The sequence below is a fragment of the Bacteriovorax sp. PP10 genome (assembly GCF_035013165.1).
Classification (GTDB): Bacteria; Bdellovibrionota; Bacteriovoracia; order Bacteriovoracales; family Bacteriovoracaceae; genus Bacteriovorax; species Bacteriovorax antarcticus.
The window spans coordinates 1,229,873-1,251,711 of the sequence record NZ_JAYGJQ010000001.1; the positions used below are offsets into that span (position 1 = coordinate 1,229,873).

The following is a 21,839-nucleotide window of genomic DNA, read 5'->3' on the forward strand; positions in this document are numbered from 1 at the left end:
AGTTTTGTAGTCTTTTCTTCACTCATGCTAGCTAGTATCAAAAACTTCTTTTTTTTTAACGTTTCTCCATTGGTGAAAAAGGGGCAGGAAAAAATCCTGACTTTCGACGACCTGTTGGAAATTCCACCGGAAGTGAAAATTGAAAGAACTGCAACAGCAGCTCCCATTGATTTAAGTTCACAAAAAAAATTCTTAAAGGCCGTAGTTCTTGAACAAAAGAAATTAGTCTTCAGAGCGTGGTCATTCTATTTATTAGGTGTGGCCGCGAGTTTAGTGAGCCCACTACTAATCAATCAATTCATTACCAGACTAACGAAACTCTCAGCAGGAACGGAAGGTTATTCGACCATTCTCCCTATTGCCATCGGTATCGGGTTAATCGGTATTGTGACAGGTATTGGATACCAGCATAACTTCTATGGAACACTAAGGGCCAACACTCGAATCATCGCCAGGCTTAATCGTTTAATTTTCGAACAGGCCTTAAAACTTTCACAGAAATCCAGACAAAGTGTAAATGTTGGTGATGTTGTTAATCACATGAGTTCAGACAGTGAAGGAATTGCTGATCTTCCGATGTTGATTGGGGATCTTGGCTGGGCCTCATTGCTGACTATCGGTTCTGTTTCGATGTTATTTCATTACTTAGGATGGACAGCACTAATTGCTGTCGGAATTCTTGCTCTTTTGACTCCTGTTACCCGCAAAATCGCAAAAAACTTTATTCATCTTGAAGATGAGATGATGAAAAAAAGAGATCAGCGTGTGAGTTTAATGGGGCAAGTGCTGCAGTCGATGAGACTGGTTAAGTATTTTGTTTGGGAACAAGAAATTTCCAATCAGGTGGCCATCGTCCGCAAAGAAGAAGTGAAAGTGAGAAGAAGTTTAGCGAAAGCTGAAATGCTCTCAGGTTTAAGTTTCATGGCGATCTCAACGCTGGTGTTATTTGTGGCCCTGTGGGTGCATGTACTTCGTGGAGAGACTTTAACTCCGGCACTGGTCCTTACTTGTGTTTCACTTTTTGGATTGCTCCAAGAGCCCATTGGGCATCTTCCAGGAGTCTTGTCGAGAATCATCAATGCATGGGTTTCTGCCAGAAGAATTATTGATTTTTTAAAAGCAGAAACAGTTGAAGCACGTACGATTAGTGATGAAGCTGTGATGAATGGATCTGATTTAATTTTTAATCATGTGAATTATGAAAGTTCAAATGGAAGTTTTAAGCTTCACGATTTAAATTTTAACATCAAACGTGGAGCTACTGTCGCAATCGTGGGAGAAGTTGGGTCTGGAAAGACAACACTGCTTCAGTTGATGCTTCAGGAAATTAAACCGAAAGAAGGAAGTGTATTTCTTGCAAGCGATAACGTGGGTTATGTGAGCCAGGAAAGTTACATCATGAATGCCACTGTTCTTGAAAACCTGAAAATGGGGAAAGAGCTTTCAAGCGATCAAATTAAAGAAGCTCTTTTTGTCATTGCGATGGAAAGAGATGTGACTCATTTGCCAGGTGGATTGCATACGGAAATTGGTGAAAAAGGGGTAAACCTTAGTGGTGGGCAAAAACAAAGAGTGTCTCTTGGGAGATGTTATTTGCAGGATCCACAAGTGGTATTACTAGATGATCCACTTTCAGCAGTCGATGTTCACACGGAAAAATTTTTAGTTGATAATTTAATTAAACAGGCCTGGGAAAATAAAACAGTTGTGATAGCGACTCACCGATTAGAAGCACTGGAAAAGTTCGACAGAATTTTATTTCTAGAGAATGGGAAAATTGCCGGGGACGGAAGTTTATCTGAGCTTATAGTGAGTTCTCCTGCTTTTAAGCATTTTTATTCTCACCATCTTGAAGTGCAGGCCCTTGAGCAAAATTCAATGGGGCTTGATAAGCTGGCCGGAGAGAATGCGAAACCAGAATCGCGTTTGATGAGTGATGAAGACAGAGAAGAAGGCGCCGTGAAAGGTTCTCTTTACTGGGATTATGTAAAAGCTCTGGGCGGAGAAGGGAAGAATCAAAAATTAATTATCGGACTTTTAATTCTTGGAGTTTTAAGTATTTCAGTTTTTCCGTTGTTCAATCAATGGTGGTTAAGCTGGTTTTCAGGTCATCCGACACAGATCACTTCTCTTCAAGGAGTCATGATTTACGGGATTATTGCTGTGCTAAGTTTAGCCGTTCAATTAAGCAGTCAGATCTTTTGGTTGCAAAGAGGGATTAAAGCGGGAGTGGAGCTACATGATAAAATGCTTGCATCTATCTTAAAAGCTCCTGTGAGATTTTTTGATACGACTCCGGTGGGAAGATTACTTCAGCGTTTTTCACGTGACCTAGAATCAGTAGACATACAGTTGCAGTGGAGTTTTGAAGCAGCTGTGCAGTCATTGTTTCAGATTATTGTTTCGCTTAGTTTAATTATTATTTCAGTCCCATTAGTTTTGATAGCGATCATTCCAGTGGGTATTATTTATTGGAAGATTCAATTAGCTTATAGATCATCGGCCAGAGAGGCGAAGCGTATGGATTCTATTGCGCGCTCGCCTCGTTACGCTCATTTTAAAGAAACATTAGGTGGTCTTCCTGTGATTCGTGCTTATAAAAAAGAAGCATGGTTTAGAGAGCAATTTTTTACTTATCTGGAGCGCAGTCAGAAAGCTTCAGTGAATAACTTTTTATTAAATCGTTGGTTTTCAATCAGGATTCCACTGATTGGTGGATTCATTTCCGGAACAACTGCGCTTTGTTTGATTTACAGTGTGGCCTCAGGGCATTTAACTGCGGCAACTGCAGGTCTGGTTGTTCTTTACTCAATGTCATTTTGGGGAGCGCTTAACTGGGGAATTCGTATTCTTTCAGATTTAGAATCGCGCATGACTTCGATTGAAAGAATCAGATTCATGACTCAAATTCCAGCTGAAAAACTTTTTATTACGGAAGAAAGAACACTCGTTGATGCCAACTGGCCTAGTCATGGACACATTCGTTTTAGTGGAGTGCATGCTCGCTATGATGACAGTCTCCCTGAAGTTGTAAAAGGGCTCAGTGTGGATATTCCTGGACGTGCTCAGGTGGGAATCGTTGGAAGAACTGGTGCAGGAAAAACAACATTGTTTCAAATGCTCTATCGTTTTATCAATATCAATCAGGGGACAATTGAAATTGATGGCGTAGATATTGCCAGCATTGATTTAGAAACTCTGAGATCAAGACTTGCCATCATTCCTCAGGACCCGACATTATTTATTGGAACATTAAGAAGTAATCTCGATCCTTATTCACGAAAAAGTGATGAACAGGTCTGGAAGGTTTTAAAGGAAACTGGAATGGAAGAACTCGTAATGAGTTTTCCACTTAAGTTATTATCTCCTATCAGTGATGGAGGAGCGAATCTTTCCCAAGGGCAACGACAGCTTTTTTGTCTGGCGAGGGCCTTACTATTAGATGCTAAAATTATTATGCTTGATGAGGCCACAGCAAGCGTAGATGTTGTCTCAGATGCTAAGATCCAAAGAGTCCTAAGACGTGAGTTAAAAGAGAAAACGGTTTTAGTTATTGCTCACCGTTTAGGAACGGTTGTCGATTTAGATTATTTAATGGTGATGAATGATGGAAGACTTGAATCTTTCAAAGGGCCATCAAAAGAATTTATTATGGCCTCTGCTAATGAGTTTGGATTAGAAGTTGAAATTGTAGAGTAACAGTTATTCCTTAGGAAGTTCTACGGTAAATGTAGCACCTTTACCTGGAGTACTTTCAACATAAATTTTTCCACGGTGAGCTTCAACAATCTGCTTACAGATGTAAAGGCCAAGGCCTAATCCACCAATATTTTGTTTGTCACTTACGCGCTCAAAACGTTTGAAGATTCTTTCGTGATTGTCTTCAGCGATCCCCGGACCTTTATCTGTTACCTGAACTTTAATCATGTCTCCATGAGTAGTTACTTTCGTAAGGATGGGCTGCTTAGGAGCGTATTTCGCGGCATTTGTTAGAAGATTGATAATAACCTGCTCGATACGAACCTTGTCCCAAAATCCCAGCATGTCATCTTCAATGATAACTTCAACTACTGATTGGGTGTGTTTGAACTGGTGAGCGTATTGTCCGACAACATCAATGATCATCTCTTTCATGCTGAAGAATTCTTTATTAAGTGAAAGCTTCCCAGAAGAAATACGAGTGACGTCCAAAAGGTCATCGATTAAAACTGATAGTCTGCTGATCTGGCGGTCAGATGTTTCAACCATTTTAATTAAGCGCTCAGGAGTCAGAGTTGATCCCTGATCATTTTTAATCTGACGGGCCACACTTTGGATTTGCATTTTTAATGGAGTCAGCGGAGTTCTTAATTCATGTGAAGCAATTGATAAGAATTCGTCACGTACTTCAATGGCCTTTTGGGCATCATCATAAAGTTGAGAGCGGTGAATGGCCTGAGCACACTGACGTGCCAGAGCGATCATAAACTCTCTTAGAGGGCGGTCAAAACTTTTGTTAATGGGAAAACTAAAAGTCAGAGCACCAAGTGATTTTCCTTCGATAATTAAAGGAAGATAAGCGATAGCGTAATTTTTTTCTTCGCGGTCATCAGCTTCAAGTTGAGTGTACTTGGTCAGTTTTTCGCTGGAAAGAAACATCGGTTCACCGGTTCTTACCGCTTCTGCTACCGGGATATCAGTTGAAAGAGGGAAGCGTTGCCATTTCTTGAAAACAGATTCAGGGAATCCCACTAATCTTTTTAATTCCAGGTGAGTTTTATCTTCTGAGAGTAAAACGATTGATCCTTTTGCAGCTTCCATTGCTTCGAAGGCCTGCTTAAAAACAACTTCAAAAACCTGATCAGGAGTAAGGGCTTCAGAAAAAGACTCTGTAATACTTTGCAGACGATTGGTTCTGTCCATCGCCAGGTTTAACTGTTCCTGGTTAGCATGAAGAGTGGTGACCATGCGGTTAAAAGCAAATGTCACGCGACCGATTTCATCTTGCTCTAATATAGGTGCCTGGTAATCGATATCTCCCTTGCTGATTCTTTCAGTGGCAGATAAAAGGTTTAAAATTGATTTAGTTGCATTTCTCGCCATCGCCCAACCGATAGTGATAACAAAAGTTAAAAAGAGAATACACAGTCCAATCGCAATTAAGAGAGGGCGGTATCTATTTTTATAAATTGAAGTGAAGATGCCTTCATTTTGCTTATTGATATGAATTTGGATTTTTCTAAGAATCTCTTTGCCATCCATCAGGTATTGACTGGCAACCAAGAGATCAGCATTTAATTCTTCAATTTGCTTTTGATTAGTGATCTGGTGAATGTTCTTTAGTTTGTTGAAAATAATCTCGTGACTGATTTCCAGTTCATCCAGGGCATGGATCGCGCTGTTTAAATAATTTGTCAGTGTCTGGTCTTCTTTAGATTGCAAAACGCTGTCAAATAAAAGTCTTTTGGTTACTTTTAAATTCTCTTCAAATTTATAACGAAGTTCGCTGACATCTTTTCTGACAAAGATGACGTTCATGTTTTGTTCGGTTGAATTTAAGCTTTCAATCGCCTGAGTGTTAAGGCTTAAAAGATTGTTGGCCGTACTTAGGCTTTGAATATCCTGAAGCTGGTTGAAGTTAGAGATGTAAATCGTCAGGAAACATAAAAGAATAAAAATAATGATCGAAAGCATAACTGTACGCAGCCTCTTTACGATCGAAGATTTTTGTTCAAAAGTCTCTTGAATCAACTGCTAGTCCTTTTTAATCTCTATGCTCTTTACGTTTTTAGGAAGCTTATACTTACTGGATACATATCCGATTCCACCCGGGAAGCGTGAAACCATTGAAGTCATCATAGAGTCTGAAGTGATTTGTATGGGAGCAATGTTACCGGTGTAAATTTTTTCACCAATCCAGTAGAGCTCAACTTCTCTGGAAGTTTTTTTAACGAACTTCTTTAAGAAAATTTTTCTATTTTCATTTTCATCACGGTGATCAAAAAAGCGTACAGCATCTCCGTTAGGCCATATCCTGTTTCTTTTCATGAAGAAGTCTTCTAGTTCACTAACTTTAAGTGATGTTACTGGATTTTTTTCGTTAACAATCACCACAATATCTGAAGCGGCCATTACACTAATTGGTAACAGCAACAGAGCTAGCATTAAGATAAGAGTTTTAACAAATGGAAATTTCACATCTTAGTTATATCAATGGAGCCCGCAAAGGGCAATGAACAATGAGAGTGTAAAACAGGACAAAAGTGTTTCTCTTTTGCCCTGCGATAGTCTGAATTGAGTTAATTTAAAGCGTTAAAAAGTCATTTGTGCTTTTAATGGGGCATAATTTTTTATGCTGTCACAGCTACTTTCAAGAATTAATTGTTGAATAGTTTTGTTTGTTGTCTCCATTACATATTGCAAATCCCCAATTAGCAGGTAAGTTGTCACGAAAGTTGTTAATTTGCAGCTGTTAACTGAATTTACAATTTCCGTCTCAATTGGGTACTCACTATCAGGATATTTTGCTACAAGCTTGTCGTACTTTTCCATCTTATCGAGAGCGATCTGAGAAAAATCATACTGGCTGTCTTTGAAAAACATGACGTGAGTTAGTTCGTGAAGAAGTAAGTATCTCTTTTGTGCAAAACTAAGTTTAGGCCATTGATCTTCAGCTGAATTAACAAAAATCATATTCACTCCGCCCTTAGAATCAGATACTGTATAAGCACCGATCTCTTGATCGGTCTTTAGACGTAGACCTTGTTGCTGAACGATATTGTATTCTGATGCTATATAATATTTTCGTAGAACAGGGACTCGCCACAAATCTTTTACGATCTGAGAAGCTATGGCCTTTGCTTCAGCTTCAATACCGTTTCCACCATTAGACTCTCTCCAGGCGAAGGCTTGAAAACATAACATTTGGCTTAAAAGTAGGATTGCTAGTTTTTTCATAATTCCTCGTTGTCCCATGGGAAAAGTGAAATTGATATTTCGTAAACACGGTTTTTGTTTTTACTCTTCTTGAAGATATAGTTGGCCAGTGAGCGACGGAATTTTTTAATTTTATCCTTCACTTCAGGAATAAGTGCAGTATCCATAGCAATAGTCACGGCACTTTGATCTCTTTCTGAGAATTCAACCAGGTCAATAGCATCACTTGCTCTTTGAAGAACCTGTTTTTGTCTCATTCTCATGGCAACAGTTGTGAAGTTTTCCTGGATACCACTAGTGAAACTTCCAGAGGCCGTAAATTGCCCGTCATCAGTCTGAACAAGAAGGTTTAGTTTTACCAGTCTTTCAAGGGCCAGTTGAGCTTCCGCTTCACTGATTGATAATTTTTTTGAAATCCATTCTGCACTTGGCTCGAAATCCTTGATGTTTGTCAGCTCGAGGATAACGTAGTTATACCAGTCTTGAATGATCTTAAATTCTTCAGCTTGTAGCTGTTGAATGGCAGAAGTTTCTGCGTGAGGAGCAGCTCTGCGTGATTTTTTACTTAGAAGAATTTCATCTTCAATTTTTCTAAATTCTTCAGGAGTAATAGCAAGTGGGACTGCGATCTTTGTAAGGATCTTTGGACTAATAGGAGATTTATTAGCAAGGATACGCGATAGAACTGAAACATCAAGGTTCAGTGATTTTGCGTACGCACGTAATGAGTAACGTGGGTTAATCGCTTTTCTACGGTCGAATTCAGAATTAATCTTGCTGATAATCTTCATGTTGATAAACCAATTAAGGCCTTCTGTGTGGGCCTTGCTTCATGTTAGTAATTAGTCTTTTTATGATAAAGGAATGGTTCAGTTTTTGTTGTGAATATGAAATATCTATAGACCTGTTTAAAAAATGTACAGGTCGTAAACATCTAAAACTTATTGAGTTTTAGCTCTTTAAGTGTTTTAAATTAAAGGAGTTTGGTGGTGTGGGCTTAAAGAGAAAGACCGGAGTGTGAATATATAAAGTGTAGTGAAAATTGAAAATATCAACAACGGGCAGAGGCCATTATTTGTCATTATATTTGATGGAGTTTAGTTTGAATTTATTGTTCTCAGACGTCACGGTGATGAAGCCTGGAAGTTTCGATTTATTTCCTAAGACATTCATGCAGAAGTATTTTTCATCTTCTTTAGGATTAAGTGGCAGAAGGTCTTTTACATCTTTGCATTCAAACAACTCAGAAAAAGAAAATCCCATTGCAAGGTAGCTGGCGAGCTTACCTTTTTCATACCTGGTGATTTTTGAGTTAATGTATCCATCGATACAGTTGATAAGGTTTAGTTCATTTTTGATCTGAGACTCGCAAGCACGGAAGTTCGTCCATAAAGTTTGAGCACGGTTAAAGTCGCTCTCAGGTTTTTTAGCGAAAGAGCTTAAAGGGAATAGAAGGAATAGAGCGAGTAGGGTTTTCATTTTGCCATCACTCCGCCTGCACCTGTATTATTATCTTTTTTAGTTGGCGGGAAGAGCATTTCAAAAAGATTACCACCGCCAGAGAAGACCCCTTGTACTCCATCAATAATATCTTTCGAAGAAAGCTTCGATGCCTTTTCGATTTGAGATGTCCCTGTCTTGCGGCATAACGGATGAAGAATTTTTTCGGCCACTTCTTTAGGGTAATCTTTGACAAATTTTTCGCAGGCTTCACTCGAAACGGGGCATGAAACTTTATTTTGTTCAGTGAAGGTTCTGATGGACTGGAGCATTTCGACTTTAGCGTAGCTGCTGCAGTTAATAGACTCATCCATTGAAGAATCAAAATAATTTTCCAGCGCGAATTTATTTTTTAAAACGAACTTATTATCTACACATTCAATCAGTGCGGGAGATCCATCCAGAAGATCGCGCCAGAAAGACAGGCCTTTGTAGTTGGCGGACATATCGGCATAAGATTTTACACCGGTGAATTGTAGCCCCCAGGGACCTTCTTCTTGCGCGGTTCCTAAGTCGAGAGCATTTTTAACTTTTTTTGCCGGAAGTGTAGGGTCCTGATCGACAATGTTCCAGTAAAGAAATCCATGAGCAAAAAAGTGATCGATCTTATCAATGCCAATAGTAAAAGTTTCGTCATCCAACTGCAGTTTTACTGAAGGGCTAAAAGTGGTGCGTCCGTAAGGCATAGTTCCAAGGTAAGGGACTTTGGTATATGAATCAGGTCCGGCAAAAGGTACGTTGAGATAAAGGTACTTCGTAATATTGGGCCAGTTTCTATCAAGTTCATCTTTCAAAAGATTGGTCAGTAATTTTTTATCACAGCCTTTCTCACCTGAGCGCCCGTTGGCCTCAGAAATAGTAACACCTAAAACGTTATTGACTGTTTCATTGATAGACGTGTTGGCGACCACAGCTTTACTATCAAGGCGGGCCGAAAAATTATCCGGCTCGCCTGCATGTAGTATCTGAGTTAATAAAATTAATTCAAGGATCATTTTCCTGCTACTGATAAATCACTGAACCTGATCAGCGGTGAAAAAGTATTAGCAGAGTCATTGGTTTTTAACTCTGTTCCCATTCTGGAAATTCCAGACAGGAGTCTATTAAAGTTACCAGCAATTGTGATTCCTTTCACGGGCTGGATCCTTTTACCGTTTTTGCATAGGTATCCGCTTGCCCCGAATGAAAACTCACCGGAAATACTATTGGTTCCAGGTCCCATTCCCATCACATCGACAACTTCTAAGTAAGTTCCTTCTGTCATATCTGATTCAGAGCTTGTTCCAGGAAGAATGATCCAATTTGAACGAGAAACACCTAGAGAAGACCTAGGTCCTCTGGAAGCGTGACCTGTGGTCTTAGTCCCAAAGTGATTAGCAGTGGCCGTATTATGATAAAAAGATTTCAGGACACCGTTTTCAATCATCGTCAGATCGACTTTTTCTGCGCCTTCAGCATCGACATATTGCTTATAGAAAGCGTCTTCGTAAGCAGGAGAGTCGATCAACGTAAAATTTGAAAAAGCGACCAGCTCGTTTAGTTTATTTTCCCACATATTCGTTTTTGTAATTGCAGCTTTTGCTGAAAAACAACTTGAGAAAGATCCAATTAAGCTTGATAAAACTTCAGTGTGAAAAATGACATCATATGAACCTGTTGGAACAGGTGCAGCTGTAAGCCAGTTAATAGAGTGTTCAAGACATTCTTCAATAGAGCCTTCGAGATCCAATTTAGAAAGATCGCGACCTTGCATAGAAGCGTAGTGCATTGATGAAACGTCACCCTCTTTAATAAGTGAAGAAGTGTAAGCACTCATGGCGAAATCACTTTCTTCAGTGTATCTGCCAAGAGAGTTTAAATAGTATGCTGAAGAGTTGCTCACCGTAATTCCATTGTAAGGAACACTTTGAATGCGCGAGTCTCTTTTTTTAATTTCACTTTCCAGCTTTAGTGCAAATTCAATTTTTTCTTCAGTTGAGCTGGTATCTTTTACAGGAGCTTTACCAATGAAGTCTTTTGAATTTGTGATTGAAATCGTTTCGTGCTCACTCTGGTCAGAGTAGTCTGCATTGGAGACAGCATTTTTTGCAGCAAAGGCAATCGCATCGTCATCAAAACTTTCTGAATAAGAAAGTCCTACTTTTTTATTCTTAATAACTCGCACACCAAACATAGATGTTTTTGAAACTTTGAATTTATCCAGGTTGCCATCAAGAGCTCCCAGGTTCATTGATTCAGCAGAGCTGACAATAACGTCACAAGCTTCGGCACCAGCGTGCAGTGATTGATCAATAATTTTTTGAAGTGTATTTTTCACGCTTGACCTCCAACTAAAATATCATCCACTTTGAGAGCGGGTTGTCCTACTGTCGTAGGAATACTTCCACTGACAGATCCACACATTCCGGCCGTGCACTCCAGGTTGTCACCAACCATGCTGATCTTTTTTAAGATCTCGGCACCCTTACCAATGAGAGTCGCACCTTTAATCGCGTGCTGTATTTTTCCATTTTTCACCAGGTAACCTTCGTTAACTGAGAAGTTGAATTCGCCTGTACCTGGATTCACTGACCCACCACCCATGGCCGCACAGTAAAGACCGTCACCCATTGATTGAAGCATGTCATCCAGAGTAGAAGTTCCTTTATCGATATAAGTGTTTCTCATTCTTGAAGCAGGAGCGAAACGATAGTTTTGTCTTCTTCCTGAGCCAGTTCTAGCATGTCCTGTTTTCATGAAACCAAGTTTATCTGAGATGAAGTTTTCTAAAACTCCATTTTTAATCAGCTGAGTTTTTTGTGTCGGCATTCCTTCATCATCAATTGAAAGACTTCCCCAAAGCTCTTCATTCGTTCCATCATCAACTGCACTTACTGCAGGGTGGGCGATCAGTTCACCTTTTTTATCCCAGAGGATTGATGACTTTCTTTCTACCGACGTTGTTTCTAATAAATGCCCACAAGCTTCATGGAAAATAACTCCACCAAAACCATTCTCAATCACTACCGGCATCATTCCCGCAGGACACGGTTTTGCTTTTAAAACTGTCAGTGCTTGTTTTGCGACAATCTCTGCCGTCTCACTGAAGTTTAGGGTTTCAATAAAATTAAAGCCACCACGTCTTCCTGGTGCCGTTGAGCCTGTTGCCTGTTCAGTTCCATCTGAGGCGACAGCTGAGGAATAGATTCTGATATAGGGTCTGGTTTCAGTTGCGTGCAAACCTTCTGAGTTGAAAATTTCAACGTTCTGTTCTTTTTGTAAAAAATTTAGTGAGACCTGAGAGATCAATGGACTTTGAGCGCGAGTGAGCTGATCTAATTTTTTTAAGGCCTCAATCTTTTCCGGCAAAAGAGCATCTGTATTGGGAATAGATCTCACTTCCTGGTATTGAAGTTTGTTGAAGTTGAAAGTCGTGGGTTTCAGAGGATTTGCTTTATGAGTAAACTGTGTCGCCAGTTTTTTCACCATATCGAGCAGGTCTTCTTTTTTCGTCGAATTAGAAAACGCATAAAGGGCCATCTGCCCATAAATCAAACGCACACCAATTCCGGAATCAATTCCTGAAGAGATGTCTTTGATCTTTTTTGAGTTATAGACAATATTTTGAACGCTGGTTTTTTCAATAAACAATTCGCAAAAATCTGCACCCAGACTGATGGCATAGGCGATGACATCGTGAGCGATTTCTTTTTGTAACAACATGAATGTCTCCTTAAGAAGGTGAATATAAAGTTTAACGAATTCAGATAGTGAATGTCAGCAGAATGTTATGGCAAATCTGCAATGATGGGGTGAGAATCTCATTTATAGATTTGTCAGGTATTGTTTGAAAGTAGGGGTATCAATGACTCAGGATTTATTTCATTTATCAGTCTCTCCATGGGAGCTTATTTTAAGAACTGTTGCCGTTTATCTTGTGATCTTGTTTCTTCTAAGAGTTGCCGGCAGAAAACAAATTGCCCAAATGGGCCCTACTGAATTAGTGGCCATGTTACTTATCAGTAATGCTGTTCAAAACTCTATGAACGCCGGAGACAACACTTTAATCGGAGGTCTAATCTCGGCGGTGACTTTGATTTTTTTAAGCAAAGGCATCAGCCATGTCACATATCATAGCCAGGTCATGAGTCACCTCATTGAAGGTAGACCGATTATCCTGGTGATGGATGGAAAAGTTCAAAAAAATGAATTGAAAAAGATCCTAATGACGCTACCGCAACTACGTGCGCTACTTATGCTGCAAGGGGTGGAGAACGTCTCTAAACTCCACCGCGTAGTGATGGATTCAGAGGGAAGGCTGCTGGTTGTGCACGATAACCCTAAAAGTTTATTAGATGGGGACGGGGATATTTCAGTGTAACTAAGGAAGCTTTTCTGGAGACAACTTAATTTTTTACAAGGCATAAGTGTTGTGCAAAACTATTTTTGTCACACATTCCACATAAGGATTAATTATGAAAACTTTACTAGCTACACTGGCATTAACTCTTTCAGCTTCTGCATTTTCAGCAAAAGTTCCATCAGCTGCTTTTACTGAAACGTACATTAAAAAAAATAGCAACGTTACTGATACAGGTGTTAACTACACAACAAATCGTACTCTACAATCTTGGTGTACAGGTATGGCAAGCCCCGTTGCTTTTGGGACCTATGAAGTTGCCGAAAAATTCGATAGCATGACTGATGGATTATACCGTTGCGATGGCAAATTTGCTCAGGTTCCAAATGAGCGTCAGAACCCAATTACAATTTTTGCTATCAATGGATGCTCAGAAGTAAATCCAGCTGAACTAAAATCAGAGTGCCCACCAATTAAGTAGTTATTATTTAGAGATGGCCGTGCGAAAAGTTGAGAAATACTTTGATTTGATAGAGTTTTTTTTATAAAAGAAGCTTCAATCAAAACCACGGCACTTTAAATGAAACTACTTTTCGTTCTGCTTTTTTTATTCCCTTTTTCTCTATCTGCTAATGAATCAATTATCTGCGTAAGCGATAACCTTCAGTTAAATATTTCTGTCGTTGAGACAACAATTCCAAAAAGTGTTGCATGGACTATTAAAGTGATCGATAACGAAAATGTTGCGATTTCTGGATCAGGTGTTTGGCAAAAAGAAGTGGAAAGTGAAGATGCTTTTTCTTCGTTTGATGACAACAGTGCTATCTCTTACAAAAATAAACGCGCAGTTTTTGTTATGGGTAATGATCAGTCAGTTTATTTTCCTGCTTGTAAAATTTAAGACAAGCTTCAGGCATTTTTCATTGGAGAATTATTCTTGGTGGAATGTGTTTAGATGGCAAGAATTTGTTTTATAAACACCCGGTTCTTATCTTTTTATTAAGTTATCCTGACAAAACTTCAGACTCTATCTAAGCAATATTTCACTTAAGCCTCAAAGAGTACGCACTTTTAAAATGTTCAAGAAAACATCAATCGCATAACTCATGATTAGATTAGGAAATAACTTCCAGTGATCTTATTAATTTTGTTTTGATGTAATATTATTTATATGAACAGAATAGGCTTAATAAATTTTAGAAGTAGATTAAGTAGAATCAACCTTATCTCATTGCTTGCTACTTTAGTTGTCGGGATAGGGTGTGTTCCAAATAATCACATTTCTATTACTTCACAGAATCCTAAGAAAATAGCTTCAACATCAACAGCATTGAATGCGACTGTTTCAAACATTGAAGTGATTAATCATCAGATCGTGATCACCGGCCTTAACCTTGATACAGTAAGCGCTTTTGAAATCAAAGAAGGGGCGACAACAACTAACCTTAGTATTGAATCAAAAACATCGACGAAAATTATCGCCAATACATTAGCTAATGTAACTTTTGCTGCCGGAAAGATTTTTGATTTTATTTTATCTAATGCCAGTGCAGCGGCAACTTATACAGTTAACTTTTCTTTATGTGACTCAACTCTTGGTGGGCAAGGTTTTAACTGTACACCCCCAACTGATAAACAAGTTCTTTCATACGATGCTGTTTCTGGAAAATGGAAACCGAGATCAGTGAATGGCCTTAACTATAAAGGTGCGTGGGATCCGACACCGGGAACTTTTCCAGTAGGGGCTTCAGCGGGAGATTATTTCATCTCTAATGATGATGCCAATGGGTACTTTGTCGGTGACTGGATTGTTTATAATGGTGCAACCTACGATCATATCTCTAACTCTAGCGCCATCATTTCAGTTTATGGACGAACTGGGGCTGTCGTTGCCCAGGAAGGGGATTATAACCTTGATAAGCTATCTGACGTTGACCTTACAACAACTCCTCCAACACTTAATCAGGCCTTAGTCTATAATGGTACAAAATGGATTCCTGGAACAGTTAGTACAACTGAAACAGATCCAACTGTAAAAGCTTTTGCTAAAGTCGTTCTCCCTACTTGTACGGTGAGTGAAGTTTTAAGTTCTGATGGAACATCTCTTGGGTGTGTGACTGATCAAGCAGGGGCCGGAGTTTTTTCTGGAACAGCTAATAGGATTGTGACAACTAATGGATCGGGGGCACTAGATGTCACTACGATTTCTGATACAGTACTTGGCTACCTTTCAGGAGCGACAAGTAATATTCAAACTCAAATTAATGCGAAACTTGATTGGGCCGTATCAGGCGTTGCCACGATTCACCCATCAAGGCTAAACCTTACTGTTCCTAATGCCGGGAAAGCGGTTATTACGGATGGGTCAGGGTTTATAACTGTTTCACCGACAACATCGACTCAATTAGGTTATTTGTCAGGTGTCACTTCAAGTGTTCAAACTCAACTTGATACTAAAATTTCAGCAGAAACAGACCCCAGTGTAACGGCCTTTGCTAAAGCGGCCCTTCCTACATGTGCTGCTGGAGAAGTTTTAAAAGCAAACGGAACAGTGCTTAGTTGTGTTGTCGATAATGCCGGTGCCGGATCTTATACTGGTGGAAACAATTTTGTCGTTGTGACAAATGGCTCGGGGGCCTTAAGTGACTCGACGATTACAACAACAAAGTTAGGTTACTTAAGTGGAGTGACTTCTGATATCCAGACTCAACTTGGTACTAAGCAGGCAACGATTGATAAAACGACAACTCAAGCTGTAAGCAAAGTCCGTATCTACGGAGCGAATGCGACAAACTATGTAGAACTAACAACAGGAACATTAACAGGAAATAGAACATTAACTTTTCCTGATTCTGATGGAAGTAACGGGTATGTTTTATCAACTGATGGTTCAGGGGTCCTTTCGTGGATTGCGGCACCTTCAGGAGTTGAAACAGATCCTACTGTAAAAGCTTTTGCTAAAGCAGTTCTTCCAACTTGTACGGCCGGACAATTTTTACAAGGTGATGGAACAAACGTCACTTGTGTGACTGGAGTTTTCAGTGGAACGGCCAATAGAATCGTCACAACTGATGGTTCCGGAGCACTTGCTGTAACAACTATTTCCGATACTGTCTTAGGATACTTATCGGGAGTGACTAGTAACGTTCAGACTCAATTAGATGCTAAAGCAAGTTCTGCTTCAATCGTAGACTGGTCTTCTGCTGGAGTTGCTCCAACAATTGATCCTTCGAGGTTAACTCTTGGTGTAGGTAATGCAGGCAAAGCTGTTATTACAAATGGAAGTGGATTACTTGCAGCTTCAGCAACTACTGCAACTCAGATTGGATACCTTTCAAATGTCACATCTGATATCCAGACTCAAATCAATTCTAAAGCAGCAGCATATGCTGGTGGAAATAACTTTGTCATCGTGACTAACGGATCAGGTGCTTTAAGTGATTCAACTATCACAACGACAAAATTAGGTTATTTAAGTGGAGTGACTTCTGATATCCAGACTCAACTTGGTACTAAGCAGGCAACGATTGATAAAACGACAACTCAAGATGTAAGCAAAGTTCGTATCTACGGAGCGAACGCGACAAATTATGTAGAACTAACAACTGGTGCATTAACGGGAAATAGAACATTAACTTTTCCAGATTCAAATGGAACAAGTGGGTATGTTTTATCGACTGATGGTGCAGGTATTCTTTCTTGGGTCGCTAATCCATCATCACCAATTTCAACTGTATTTGGTAGAACAGGCGCAGTGGTTGCAACAGCGGGAGATTATACCGCTGCTCAAATTACGAATACAGCTGCAGGTAACATTGCAGCGACAACTGCTCAAGCGGCCATTAATGAACTTGATACAGAAAAGCAAAACATTTCAACTTTTGCAGCTGATGTAAGAGCAATTGCTTTAACAGGTATTTCTTTTGTTACTTCAACGGCAGTGACGGCAACAGACACAATTTTAGCTGCTTTTGGAAAATTACAGGCGCAAATTTCAGCGAATACAACATCAATTTCGGGGAAAGCAGATACAACAAATATAGCGCAAACAATTACAGCGAATGCAGTAACAGGTTTAACAGCTCCATCAGTTGCAGCAGATGCTGCTAATAAAGGATATGTTGACACAAATTTTGTAGCTAATGCAGGTGGTGCAGCTTCAGTGCAGATCGGAACCCTTGCCGCTCGTCCAGTGGCCGCTGCTGGAAACACGGGAAGAATGTATGTAGTAAGTGATACTGGTAACGAAGCCATTTATGTTTCTACTGGTTCAGCTTGGATTAAAATTGCTTCAAACAGTGCCAACGGAACGATTGCATTAGCAAACGGTGGAACAGGATCAACTTCTTTTACAGGTAACAAATCAGTTGTCGTAAACAGCGGTGGGACTGCTCTGGTTGACGGGCCTTCAATCGATGATACAACAGCAGTGGCCGCAACATTAGTTAAACGTGGAGCGGGCGGAGAAGTTTACGGTCAGTATGTTGTACCTACAACGACTGTAACTGAAAACGCAGCTTGTACTGTTCCTGTCGGAACAATTGCAAAAGATTCAGCTGGGAATCTATTAACATGTCAGTAATCAATATTTTCTTATTACTATTCACTTCATATAATGTGCATTCTGCAACCTGGAAATCAATTTATAAAGCGGCGAATCCTCCAGCTGTCACAACAGTTATTACAGCGTGTCCAACAGGATATGTAGGTGTACCTGCCTTGATACCTTATTCACCTAGATTTTTTTGTGTATCTAAATACGAAATGAAAAAAGATGCTGATGGCAACACACCACTTGCAACTCCAGGCGGAAGCCTTTGGGTTTCAGTCACGCGCGATAGTGCCCGTGCCGCTTGTCAGGGGCTGGGTGTAAATTATGATTTAATATCGAATGAGCAATGGCAAGCAATCGTTAGAAACATAGCTGGTGTTGCAAGCAATTGGAGTTCAGGAGTTGTTGGGAGTGGGGCACTTAGTAATGGGCATACAGATAATACTCCTAATGTGCAGTTAAATGCCGTCGTCGATGATAACGATGCATGCAATGGAACAGGACAGACATGTTCATCGACTGTTTGGGATGCTCAAAGAAGAACTCATAAACTTTCCAATGGAAATGTTATTTGGGATATGGGTGGTAACCTCGCTGAATGGGTTACGAATGATAATACAGTTAAATATGGAACTGACAGTTTCGTTTCACAAATGACGGCCGGCGATCGAAAGCAAATCGCTTATGGTACAGCTACGAATACAATTTGTGCTACTCCAGCAGTCTCTCCTTATTGTGGGATGGGAAAAGGGCTTTTTTCAGGAGGAGACACGGGGTCGATGTCACGTGGTGGAACTTACAGCATAGGAACTAATGCAGGTATATTTACAACAGATACTAGAGATCAGCCCGCAAATTACTGGACTGATACAGGATTTCGTTGTGTCTATGTTCCATAATGAAGGAATATTCATGAAATTAGTTTTAGCATTTTTACTTTCTATAACGTCTTTATCAAGTGAAGCCGCTACGTGGAAAAAAATCGTAGCTGGATCTGCTGTACAAGTTTGTCCGGATAATTATATTTTTGTTCCAGCACTTGCCGGTTATACGACACTGGATTTTTGTGTGGCCAAATATGAAATGAAAAATGATGGTTATGGAATGCCTATTTCTCAGGCATCAGGATCTCCATGGGTGTCGATAGATAGACCAACGGCCAGAGCAAAATGCAAAGCTTTAGGTGTTGGGTTTGATATGATTTCAAATGATCAGTGGCAAAGTATAGCTAGGAACATTGCAGGTGTCGCTTCTAACTGGAGCGGAGGATCTGTTGGTGGAGCTGGAGAACTTAACCGTGGTCATTCTGACGGGACTCCTAACAATGCACTTGCCGCAGTTACTGATGACAATGATTCATGTAATGGGACAGGACAAACATGTTCATTAACGGTTTGGAGTGATCAAAGAAGAACTCATACTCTTTCAAACGGAAATGTGATTTGGGATTTGGCCGGTAATGTTCAGGAGTGGGTAACAAATGATTCCAACGTAAGTAATGGTGCTACCGCTTATATCTCAACTCAAAGTGATGGACTATTGAGACAAACACGTTTTGGTGCAGCGACTGGAACAATATGTACAACTTCAGGATCATCTCCTTATTGTGGAATGGGCCAGGGCGTATTTGCGGCCACCAGTGGTGGAATACATAGAGGTGGAGAGTGGTCGAGTGGAATTCCCACAGGTATATTTACAGTCTCTTTAAACACTTTAACCTCTTTTGGAAGTACCTCTAAAGGTTTTCGTTGCGTATTTATTCCTTAAGGCGAATATATGAAAAAGTTATTAGTGTTAAATTTCGTTTTATTGTCATTGCCGGTTTATTCGGCAAGTTGGAAAAAATTTGCAGTTACACCTCCAACATCATCAACGGGAACAGCAGGGACTGCGCTCACATCAGCACAGTGTCCGACAAATTATATATTTGTTCCTAGTTTATCTCCTTATACAGTGACAGCTTTTTGTGTCGCCAAATATGAAATGAAAGATGATGGATATGGAACTCCAGCATCTGTAGCCGCTGGGACTCCATGGGTATCGATTGATAGAAGTGCTGCCAGGGCAAAATGCCAGAGCCTGGGAGGAAGTTATGATTTAATTTCAAATGATCAATGGCAAACAATTGCCAGAAATATTGCAGGTGTGGCGAGTAACTGGAGTTCTGGAATAGTGGCCACTGGACAGATTAACTGGGGGCACTCTGATGGGACACCTGGAAATGCCCTGGCAGCAGTGACTGACGATAACGATCCTTGCAATGGAACAGGACAAACATGTTCATCGACAGTCTGGGATTCACAAAGAAGGACTCATAAACTTTCCAATGGAAATGTCATCTGGGATTTGTCAGCGAATCTTTATGAATGGGTTACTAATGATCTGACTGTTGCCTATTCAACAAATTATTTTGTCTCAACTATGACGAATGGTGATAATGAGCAAAATCGTTATGGTGCTGATATGGCCACTATTTGTCCTGCTCGCTGGGCATCGCCTTATTGTGGAATGGGGGCTGCGAGAATTGGTTTCAATGGTGGAGCAATTGGCCGTGGTGGAGAGTGGACAATGGGAGATCAGGCCGGAATTTTTACGACGTCGATGGAAGCTCCAGCAAATTACGCTGCTAATAATGTAGGTTTTCGTTGCGTGTTTACTCACTAAAAAGCAGATCTAATTTTTTATTTTAGACCTGCTTAGAAGATTATCTATCCGTTCGTTAATTTTCCAATCTCTTGAATCATGTCTACAATCGAGTGAATTTCAGCATTCAATTCATCAGAAATTTGGCTTACTTTTTTAGAAAGGTGACTCGTCTCATGAGCACTCTGATCAATGTTCTCCATCGCTTTAGCGATTTCTCCCATCCCATGTGCTTGTTCTGTACTCGCTGAAGTAATCTGATCTGACATTGTCACAACCTTACTAACTTCAGAAACAATATCTTCTAAAACCAGTGAACATTCTTTGGCGATTTGCTGACCTTCGTATGATTTAGATTTTGCAACTTTGATAATTTTTTCAACAGTCGATCTTGTTTCATCAACAATGGTTTTTACGTTCGTAATACTTTGATCTAAGATGGCGGTGATTTCAGTTGCAGACTTACCACTAAGAGCAGCAAGGTTCCCGATTTCTTCAGCAACAACTGCAAATCCTTTTCCTTGTTCACCGGCACGAGCTGCTTCAACAGAAGCATTGAAAGAGAGGATTCTGGTTTGAAAAACAATATCATTAATGATTTTAGTTTTATTACTGATCTCATTGATCATATTAACAACTTCACCAAAGCGCACATTTCCTTGCTCAACCGTTCTTGCCACTTCTTCGTTTACAGTATTAATTTCTTGCATAAGAGTTGCCATGTGAAGAACAACTTCTTTTCCTTTATTGGCATTGTCTCTACTTCTGTGAGTTGTCGTTGAAGTATTGATAGCTAGTTCTTTATTGTTCGTAATCATCGAATTGGTTTCATCAACGGCAGCGGCGGTTTCTGAAACAGAAGCGGCACCTTCTGTTGAAAGACTCGAAAGAGATTCTCCTGCGGCCGATAAACCGTTCATGACTTCTTTGATCTTATCAGATGAGCCTGTTAGTTTTGCGATGGCCACAGCTAAAACTTTTTTGAGCGTACGAGAAGAAAGAGTTGAAAGCGAAAAAATTAAAATAGCGATCATGAAAGTCACTACCTGAAGAACAACGATACGGTGACTGAATTTATCAACTTCGTTATTAAGTCTTACTTTTAATAGATCGTTAAAAGCTTTAATTGGCTGACCGATTGAAACGATAAAATCGGTGTAAGTCTTATTGTGCATAAGAGTTCTGGCGTGCTCTAAATTCGGTTCGGATTTTTTTGTGTAAGCTCCGGTTTCGTCTTTATAAAGACCTTTTACCGCGTTCATTGCTTCAACTTCTGTTGCAATTAAGTCTGTTGAAAGGCCATTTGCCTTCTTTAGCTCGGCAAATTCTTCCTCTGTAAAGCCTGCATTTTTTAATAAATCGTCCATTGGAATTTGTCTTCCATCGGGACGAGGTTTTTTACCATTTCTCCAGTCGACAATATAATTGTATTGATCTTCCCATTTTTGATCACCGGTAACGACATACAATCTCGCATTTAAAGTCAGGTCATTTGAGCTTTGTTGTAGTTCCTGAGCTAGCTGCAGGGACACCAGACGCTTCTCATTGGACTTGTTAACTTCAAATGATGTCCAAAGAGATGAGGCGATACTCGCAAGTAGAATGATGATTAAAACCGCATTCATTTTTGTAACGTTTTTGTAATCTAAGAGATTGTTCATTAGCTTTGCCCTCTAGGAAAAAATTGATGTACCAATATTTTATCTATTTCAAAAAAAAGATAATTAAAGCTTGGCCAAAGAAACAATCAAATTAAACAAGAAACCATTTGAAGAAAATTTAGTTAGTGTGAGATTGGTGTACGAAAAGAAAGATTATCTTTTTTGGAATACGATTCTTACAACGAGAAGAGTGATTCTTAACATTTGAAAGGAATAGTGGTTTTAAATA

Annotated in this window: 17 protein-coding genes; 8 read left to right on the top strand and 9 right to left on the bottom strand. The window is 39.8% G+C overall.

Features of this window, described 5'->3' with window-relative positions; translation table 11 throughout:
* Positions 1–24: 24 nt before the first annotated feature.
* Positions 25–3,699, top strand: a complete 3,675-nt coding sequence (locus tag SHI21_RS06020) for an ABC transporter transmembrane domain-containing protein (RefSeq protein WP_323575374.1) — start codon at positions 25–27, stop codon at positions 3,697–3,699.
* Positions 3,700–3,702: 3 nt separating this feature from the next.
* Here SHI21_RS06020 and SHI21_RS06025 read toward each other — a convergent pair whose 3' ends face one another.
* The 8 genes from SHI21_RS06025 to SHI21_RS06060 form a co-directional block, all read right to left on the bottom strand.
* Positions 3,703–5,730 carry an ATP-binding protein gene (locus tag SHI21_RS06025; protein WP_323575375.1) on the bottom strand — a complete coding sequence of 676 codons (2,028 nt, stop codon included), beginning with the start codon at positions 5,728–5,730 and terminating at the stop codon, positions 3,703–3,705.
* 3 nt (positions 5,731–5,733) lie between these two features.
* Positions 5,734–6,177, bottom strand: coding sequence for a type 2 periplasmic-binding domain-containing protein (locus SHI21_RS06030; RefSeq protein WP_323575376.1), 444 nt, complete (start codon positions 6,175–6,177; stop codon positions 5,734–5,736).
* A gap of 114 nt (positions 6,178–6,291) precedes the next feature.
* A complete protein-coding gene (locus SHI21_RS06035; protein ID WP_323575377.1) occupies positions 6,292–6,936 on the bottom strand; it encodes an ImmA/IrrE family metallo-endopeptidase in 645 nt (214 codons plus the stop codon).
* Positions 6,933–7,706: a DUF4423 domain-containing protein gene (locus SHI21_RS06040; RefSeq protein ID WP_323575378.1), complete on the bottom strand. Its 774-nt coding sequence runs from the start codon at positions 7,704–7,706 to the stop codon at positions 6,933–6,935. Before SHI21_RS06040 ends, SHI21_RS06035 begins: the two co-directional genes overlap by 4 nt.
* Positions 7,707–7,986: 280 nt before the next feature.
* Positions 7,987–8,394, bottom strand: coding sequence for a hypothetical protein (locus SHI21_RS06045; protein ID WP_323575379.1), 408 nt, complete (start codon positions 8,392–8,394; stop codon positions 7,987–7,989).
* Positions 8,391–9,410, bottom strand: coding sequence for a hypothetical protein (locus SHI21_RS06050; protein ID WP_323575380.1), 1,020 nt, complete (start codon positions 9,408–9,410; stop codon positions 8,391–8,393). Before SHI21_RS06050 ends, SHI21_RS06045 begins: the two co-directional genes overlap by 4 nt.
* Positions 9,407–10,732, bottom strand: a complete 1,326-nt coding sequence (locus SHI21_RS06055) for a TldD/PmbA family protein (RefSeq protein WP_323575381.1) — start codon at positions 10,730–10,732, stop codon at positions 9,407–9,409. Before SHI21_RS06055 ends, SHI21_RS06050 begins: the two co-directional genes overlap by 4 nt.
* The gene (locus SHI21_RS06060; protein WP_410198812.1) at positions 10,729–12,114 is read right to left on the bottom strand and encodes a TldD/PmbA family protein; all 1,386 of its coding nucleotides are present in this window, start codon (positions 12,112–12,114) and stop codon (positions 10,729–10,731) included. Before SHI21_RS06060 ends, SHI21_RS06055 begins: the two co-directional genes overlap by 4 nt.
* Positions 12,115–12,259: 145 nt before the next feature.
* On the opposite strand from SHI21_RS06060, the gene SHI21_RS06065 reads away from it, so the two are divergent.
* The 7 genes from SHI21_RS06065 to SHI21_RS06095 all read left to right on the top strand — a co-directional run bounded on the left by SHI21_RS06065 (position 12,260) and on the right by SHI21_RS06095 (position 19,970).
* Positions 12,260–12,775, top strand: a complete 516-nt coding sequence (locus SHI21_RS06065) for a DUF421 domain-containing protein (protein ID WP_323575383.1) — start codon at positions 12,260–12,262, stop codon at positions 12,773–12,775.
* Positions 12,776–12,869: 94 nt separating this feature from the next.
* Entirely contained in the window at positions 12,870–13,235 is a 366-nt protein-coding gene (locus SHI21_RS06070) for a hypothetical protein (RefSeq protein WP_323575384.1), read from the top strand.
* A gap of 99 nt (positions 13,236–13,334) precedes the next feature.
* The gene (locus SHI21_RS06075; protein ID WP_323575385.1) at positions 13,335–13,655 is read left to right on the top strand and encodes a hypothetical protein; all 321 of its coding nucleotides are present in this window, start codon (positions 13,335–13,337) and stop codon (positions 13,653–13,655) included.
* A 270-nt stretch (positions 13,656–13,925) separates the two neighbouring features.
* Entirely contained in the window at positions 13,926–17,336 is a 3,411-nt protein-coding gene (locus tag SHI21_RS06080; RefSeq protein ID WP_323575386.1) for a beta strand repeat-containing protein, read from the top strand.
* Positions 17,327–18,205 (top strand): hypothetical protein, encoded by an 879-nt coding sequence (locus SHI21_RS06085; protein WP_323575387.1) that lies wholly within the window; start codon positions 17,327–17,329, stop codon positions 18,203–18,205. The genes SHI21_RS06080 and SHI21_RS06085 overlap by 10 nt, the downstream gene beginning before the upstream one ends.
* 13 nt (positions 18,206–18,218) lie before the next feature.
* The gene (locus SHI21_RS06090) at positions 18,219–19,073 is read left to right on the top strand and encodes a hypothetical protein (RefSeq protein WP_323575389.1); all 855 of its coding nucleotides are present in this window, start codon (positions 18,219–18,221) and stop codon (positions 19,071–19,073) included.
* 9 nt (positions 19,074–19,082) lie between these two features.
* Positions 19,083–19,970 (top strand): hypothetical protein, encoded by an 888-nt coding sequence (locus SHI21_RS06095; protein ID WP_323575390.1) that lies wholly within the window; start codon positions 19,083–19,085, stop codon positions 19,968–19,970.
* 44 nt (positions 19,971–20,014) lie between these two features.
* Here SHI21_RS06095 and SHI21_RS06100 read toward each other — a convergent pair whose 3' ends face one another.
* Positions 20,015–21,610, bottom strand: coding sequence for a methyl-accepting chemotaxis protein (locus SHI21_RS06100; protein ID WP_323575391.1), 1,596 nt, complete (start codon positions 21,608–21,610; stop codon positions 20,015–20,017).
* Positions 21,611–21,839: the final 229 nt, after the last annotated feature.